This is a genomic window from Mesorhizobium sp. M7A.F.Ca.ET.027.03.2.1 (assembly GCF_003999175.1).
Classification (GTDB): domain Bacteria; phylum Pseudomonadota; class Alphaproteobacteria; order Rhizobiales; family Rhizobiaceae; genus Mesorhizobium.
Map to the genome: position 1 here is coordinate 1 of NZ_RZOM01000490.1, position 4433 is coordinate 4433.

Annotated in this window: 5 protein-coding genes and 1 pseudogene; 1 reads left to right on the forward strand and 5 read right to left on the reverse strand. The window is 63.1% G+C overall.

All coding sequences use genetic code 11. The features are described from left to right. Positions 1–179: 179 nt before the first annotated feature. From purB to EN750_RS20460, 3 genes are all read right to left on the reverse strand, one after another. Positions 180–1487 (reverse strand): adenylosuccinate lyase, encoded by a 1308-nt coding sequence (gene purB / locus EN750_RS20450; protein WP_127397479.1) that lies wholly within the window; start codon positions 1485–1487, stop codon positions 180–182. Positions 1488–1546: 59 nt separating this feature from the next. Beyond that, positions 1547–1960, reverse strand: coding sequence for a hypothetical protein (locus tag EN750_RS20455; protein WP_127269893.1), 414 nt, complete (start codon positions 1958–1960; stop codon positions 1547–1549). A gap of 107 nt (positions 1961–2067) precedes the next feature. Further along, on the reverse strand, positions 2068–2793 hold the full coding sequence (locus EN750_RS20460; protein ID WP_127269891.1) for a DUF2259 domain-containing protein: 726 nt from the start codon (positions 2791–2793) through the stop codon (positions 2068–2070). Positions 2794–2920: 127 nt separating this feature from the next. On the opposite strand from EN750_RS20460, the gene EN750_RS20465 reads away from it, so the two are divergent. Beyond that, positions 2921–3175 carry a DUF2171 domain-containing protein gene (locus EN750_RS20465; RefSeq protein WP_127269889.1) on the forward strand — a complete coding sequence of 85 codons (255 nt, stop codon included), beginning with the start codon at positions 2921–2923 and terminating at the stop codon, positions 3173–3175. An 8-nt stretch (positions 3176–3183) separates the two neighbouring features. Here EN750_RS20465 and EN750_RS20470 read toward each other — a convergent pair whose 3' ends face one another. After that, a complete protein-coding gene (locus EN750_RS20470) occupies positions 3184–4209 on the reverse strand; it encodes a P1 family peptidase (protein ID WP_127397480.1) in 1026 nt (341 codons plus the stop codon). Then, positions 4209–4433, reverse strand: a pseudogene (locus EN750_RS20475) (ABC transporter substrate-binding protein); the annotation flags it as partial. The gene EN750_RS20470 and the pseudogene EN750_RS20475, both read right to left, overlap by 1 nt.

The following is a 4433-nucleotide window of genomic DNA, read 5'->3' on the forward strand; positions in this document are numbered from 1 at the left end:
AATGGGCGGTGCGCTTCCATGCCCATCCGCTCGGCTTCATCGACCACAAGCACAGGAAACTGGTTCGCCGCAGCGCCGCGCCAACCCAACCGCTTGGCGCTGCCGCGAACCCATCATAAGGGGGAAAACTGTTACCTATCTATCCGGTTCAAACTGTTACCCATCTATCGGCTGGACACTCAGGCTTCCCCAAACACCCGCTTGAAGATCGTGTCGACATGCTTGGTGTGATAGCCCAGGTCGAATTTCTCGCGGATTTCGGCTTCCGGCAGCGCTGCGGTCACTTCCTTGTCGGCCAAAAGTTCCTCAAGGAAATCAGCGCCTTGCTCCCACACTCTCATGGCGTTGCGCTGCACCAGCCGGTAGGAGTCTTCGCGCGACAGGCCGGCTTGGGTCAGCGCCAGCATGACGCGCTGCGAATGCACGAGGCCGCGGAACTTGTTCATGTTCTTCAGCATGTTGTCGGGATAGACGAGCAGCTTGTCGACGACGCCGGTCAGCCGTGACAGTGCGAAATCGAGCGTCACGGTGGCATCCGGGCCGATCATGCGCTCGACCGAGGAGTGCGAGATGTCGCGCTCGTGCCAGAGCGCCACATTTTCCATCGCCGGCAGCGCCATGGAACGCACCATGCGGGCAAGACCGGTGAGGTTTTCGGTCAGCACGGGGTTGCGCTCGTGCGGCATGGCCGACGAGCCCTTCTGGCCCGGCGAAAAATACTCTTCCGCTTCCAGCACTTCGGTGCGCTGCAAATGCCGGATTTCGATCGACAGCCGTTCGACCGACGAGGCGATGACGCCGAGCGTGGCAAAGAACATGGCGTGGCGGTCGCGCGGGATCACTTGCGTCGACACCGGCTCGGGTTTCAGGCCGAGCTTTGCCGCCACATGCTCCTCGACATAGGGGTCGATGTTGGCGAAGGTGCCGACCGCGCCCGAAATCGCGCAGGTGGCGATGTCTTCGCGCGCGTGCACCAACCGCTCGCGGCAGCGCGAGAATTCGGCATAGGCCTGCGCCAGCTTGACGCCAAAGGTCGTCGGCTCGGCATGGATGCCATGGCTGCGGCCGATGGTGACGGTGTCCTTGTGCTCGAAGGCGCGGCGCTTAAGCGCTGCAAGCAAGCCATCGATATCGGCGAGCAGGATGTCGCTGGCCCGGGTAAGCTGTACGGCAAAGCAGGTGTCGAGAACGTCGGACGAGGTCATGCCCTGGTGGATGAAACGGGCGTCCGGTCCGACGAATTCGGCAAGATGGGTCAGGAAGGCGATGACGTCATGCTTGGTGACGCGCTCGATCTCGTCGATCGCCTCGACATCGAATTTTGCCGCCCCGCCCTTTTCCCAGATGGTTTTTGCCGCTTCCCTGGGAATGACGCCGAGTTCGGACAGCGCGTCGCAGGCATAGGCTTCGATCTCGAACCAGATGCGGAACCGGGTTTCTGGCGACCAGATGGCGACCATTTCCGGCCGGGAATAGCGAGGGATCATCGGTCAGTCCTGACATATCGAGAAGTTTGCCCGCGTCCTAACAGAGGCGAGCAAAATGCTCAACGCTGCTGGCGCGCAAACCAGACGCCCGCGGCAAACAGAGCGATGAAACCAACTGGAAAATAGAGCCGGATGCCCAGCACCACGAACTGGTAGAGCGCAATCAGCGTCGTGAAGACGAACTGGAGGACCCAGGTGCGGGTGAAAGCAGGGGCGTGCCACTCGGCGTAGTAGGAGCGGTACTGCAGGGCAAAGAGCCCGGCGGTCAGGCCGATCGTCGCCGCGGCTAGGCACACGAAGGCCGCGGCAAAGGCGACTTCCCAGCGTCTTCCCTGCGAGACCAGCCGCGCCGCGAACAGGCCGATGGGAAAAGCCAGCGCAGCTCCCACCGCAAACAGCGCGGTGACAATGCGGATTTTCGCCGGCGTCTCCCAGTCGTCCAACAACAGGGCGACGAGCGCGCTGGCGCCCATCGTCGTGGCCCATAGCAAGGCGCCATAAAACGCTGTGCGCGGCGTCGGTATCGCGCGGCGAAGGCGGTTCAGCGAACGATCGCGCGGGGCGGGTGGGACAAGCGGTGTCACAGGCGGCCGGTCACCGCGATCCAGCGAAAGTCCGGGCCTTCAAAGCCGTATTGGCGCACCGCGATCAGCACGGCATAGGCGCTGAGACTGTCCATCGAAAAGGTCTGCACAGCGCCGATGCGGTAGCCGTTCGGGCAACCCCGGCTTTTCGGTATCGACTTGTCCTCGTGCAGCAGCTTGGTCGTGCCGCCATCCTGCGCCTCGATACGCAGCAGCCGGAAGCCGTTGATCTCGCCCTGGCTCTCGCAGCCCTCGGTGTTGTTCATGCCGAGATCGTCGAGCCGAAACTCGAGCGGTGGGTCGACCGGCGAAAAGATCGGGCGCGGGTTGACTGCCATCCGGTGCGGATCGGCCGAAAGTTCGGTCACCGGGTTGAAGCCGGCGGTGATGCCGCGATTGGCGTCCAACTCGGCCTGACTGACAATGGCTTCGCCTTTTTGCCGGGCCTGAAGGCGCGCCGCATCCAGTTTGGCATTCTCGTCCTCAAGCCGGACCCGGATCGGCGTGCCCTTGAGAAAGCTGTCGGTGCTGGTGTCGATGTAGTAGCGGTTGGCATAGGGAAAACCCGATCCATCCTGCACGCCATATTCCTCGAAAGCAAAGACGCTGCCGTCCTTGGTGAAGCCGAGGATTTCAAGTTCGGCGACATCGCCGGCATGAGCCGCGATCGAGGTGGCAAACTGTGCAAGCAGGCCAACGGCAAACAGAAAGAGCATTCGCATCGGTCTTCACCCCCGTGATCGTCTCAATCCCCTAGCACGCCGAAATCAAAACGTCGTGCGGTGCGAAAGCCGATGCATCCAATCGGCCCGTCATTTGTTATCGTCGGCAGTCCCAATGGAGACCACCATGACCGACACCAGCAAAATTCGCGAGCATATGGAAGTCGTCGGCGCCGACGGCGTGCATGTCGGCACTGTCGACAAGGTCGATGGCCAGCGCATCAAGCTGACCAAGGCCGATAGCGGCGAGGGCGCTCACAAGGGCCATCATCACTATATTCCCCTGAGCCTGATTGCCGAAGTCGACGGCAAGAAGGTCTGGCTGTCGGCGAATTCCGATGTTGCGGTGACGTTCGAGGAAGAAAAGTCCGATCGGGTCTGATTATCGCTTCACCTCAGGCGTGACGACCAGACCGGAAACAGATCGTTTTCGGCAGGGGTTGCCGCATAGACGCCGCGGCTGATGGCGCGCGCCATGGTGGCGCCGGCGGCGGCGTAGAGATCGATTGCCGCATCGGCGGAGAGTTCGATACCGCTCGTGCCGGTCGCCAGTGCGAACACAAGGTCGCCATCGGCCGGTGTGTGCGTCGGCCATATCGCGCGCACGAACCCGTCATGCGCCGATATCGCCAGGCGCTTGGCGGCAGCCTTTGTGAGCACCGCATCGGTGGCAATGACGGCGATGGTGGTGTTGCCGCCGGTCTCCGTCTGCTGGCCAAAATGCTTGTCGCGGTGTTTCAAAAGGATCTGCTTCGCCTCGTCCGGCATCGGCGAGGGATAACCAAGCCCGCCGAATTCGTCGCCGATTTCGAACGGTGCCGCCCAGAAATGGCGGGTTCGGCTGATGCTCACCGAGCCGGTCGGATTGACGGCGGCCAGCGCACCGACGGTGACGCCGCTATCCAGCAGCGTCGAGGCGGAGCCGAGGCCGCCTTTTAGCCCCGAGGTCAGCGCGCCGGTGCCGGCCCCAATCGTGCCAAGCTGGAAATCGGCGGTGGCGGTTTGCGCGGCTTCATAGCCAAGCTCGCGGTAGGGCGGATAACGGCCCCAATCCTTGTCGCCGCCATTGCGCAGGTCGAACAGGATCGCCGACGGCACGATCGGCACGCGAAAGCCACCGACCTCCAGGCCGATGCCGCGTTCGCGCAATGCCGCCTGCACGCCGGACGCCGCGTCGAGGCCGAAAGCCGAACCGCCTGAAAGCACGACGGCGTGCACCACATCGACGGAATTGTGCGGTTCGAGCAGGTCTGTCTCGCGGGTGCCCGGCGCGCCGCCCAGGATCTGAACGCCGGCCACTGTCGGCGTGTCGCAAAGCACGGTCGTGACGCCGGACTTCAGGCTGGCGTCGGACGCATTGCCGACGCGCAGGCCGGCAACGTCGGTGATCAGGTTGCGTGGGCCGGTGCGAAACATCAGTTGCTTTCCAAGGGCGCGAAGCGCGTGCCGTCGAAACGGAAGACGCGGTAGGGACTCTGGCTGAGGTCGCCTTTTGCATCAAAGCGGATCGGCCCGATCGCCGTGGTGAAATCCTGTCCGGTCAGGGCCTCCGTCAGCGGCTTGCCCGAGCTTTCGGACAAGCCTGATGCTGCCTTGGCGATTTCGACCGCCGCAAAGGCCGGCAGCGCATAGCCGTCAGG

Coding starts and splice junctions, on each gene's coding strand:
- purB (WP_127397479.1), bottom strand. CDS start 1,487: ATGATCCCTCGCTATTCCCGGCCGGAAATGGTCGCCATCTGGTCGCCA.
- EN750_RS20455 (WP_127269893.1), bottom strand. CDS start 1,960: ATGGGCGCCAGCGCGCTCGTCGCCCTGTTGTTGGACGACTGGGAGACG.
- EN750_RS20460 (WP_127269891.1), bottom strand. CDS start 2,793: ATGCGAATGCTCTTTCTGTTTGCCGTTGGCCTGCTTGCACAGTTTGCC.
- EN750_RS20465 (WP_127269889.1), top strand. CDS start 2,921: ATGACCGACACCAGCAAAATTCGCGAGCATATGGAAGTCGTCGGCGCC.
- EN750_RS20470 (WP_127397480.1), bottom strand. CDS start 4,209: ATGTTTCGCACCGGCCCACGCAACCTGATCACCGACGTTGCCGGCCTG.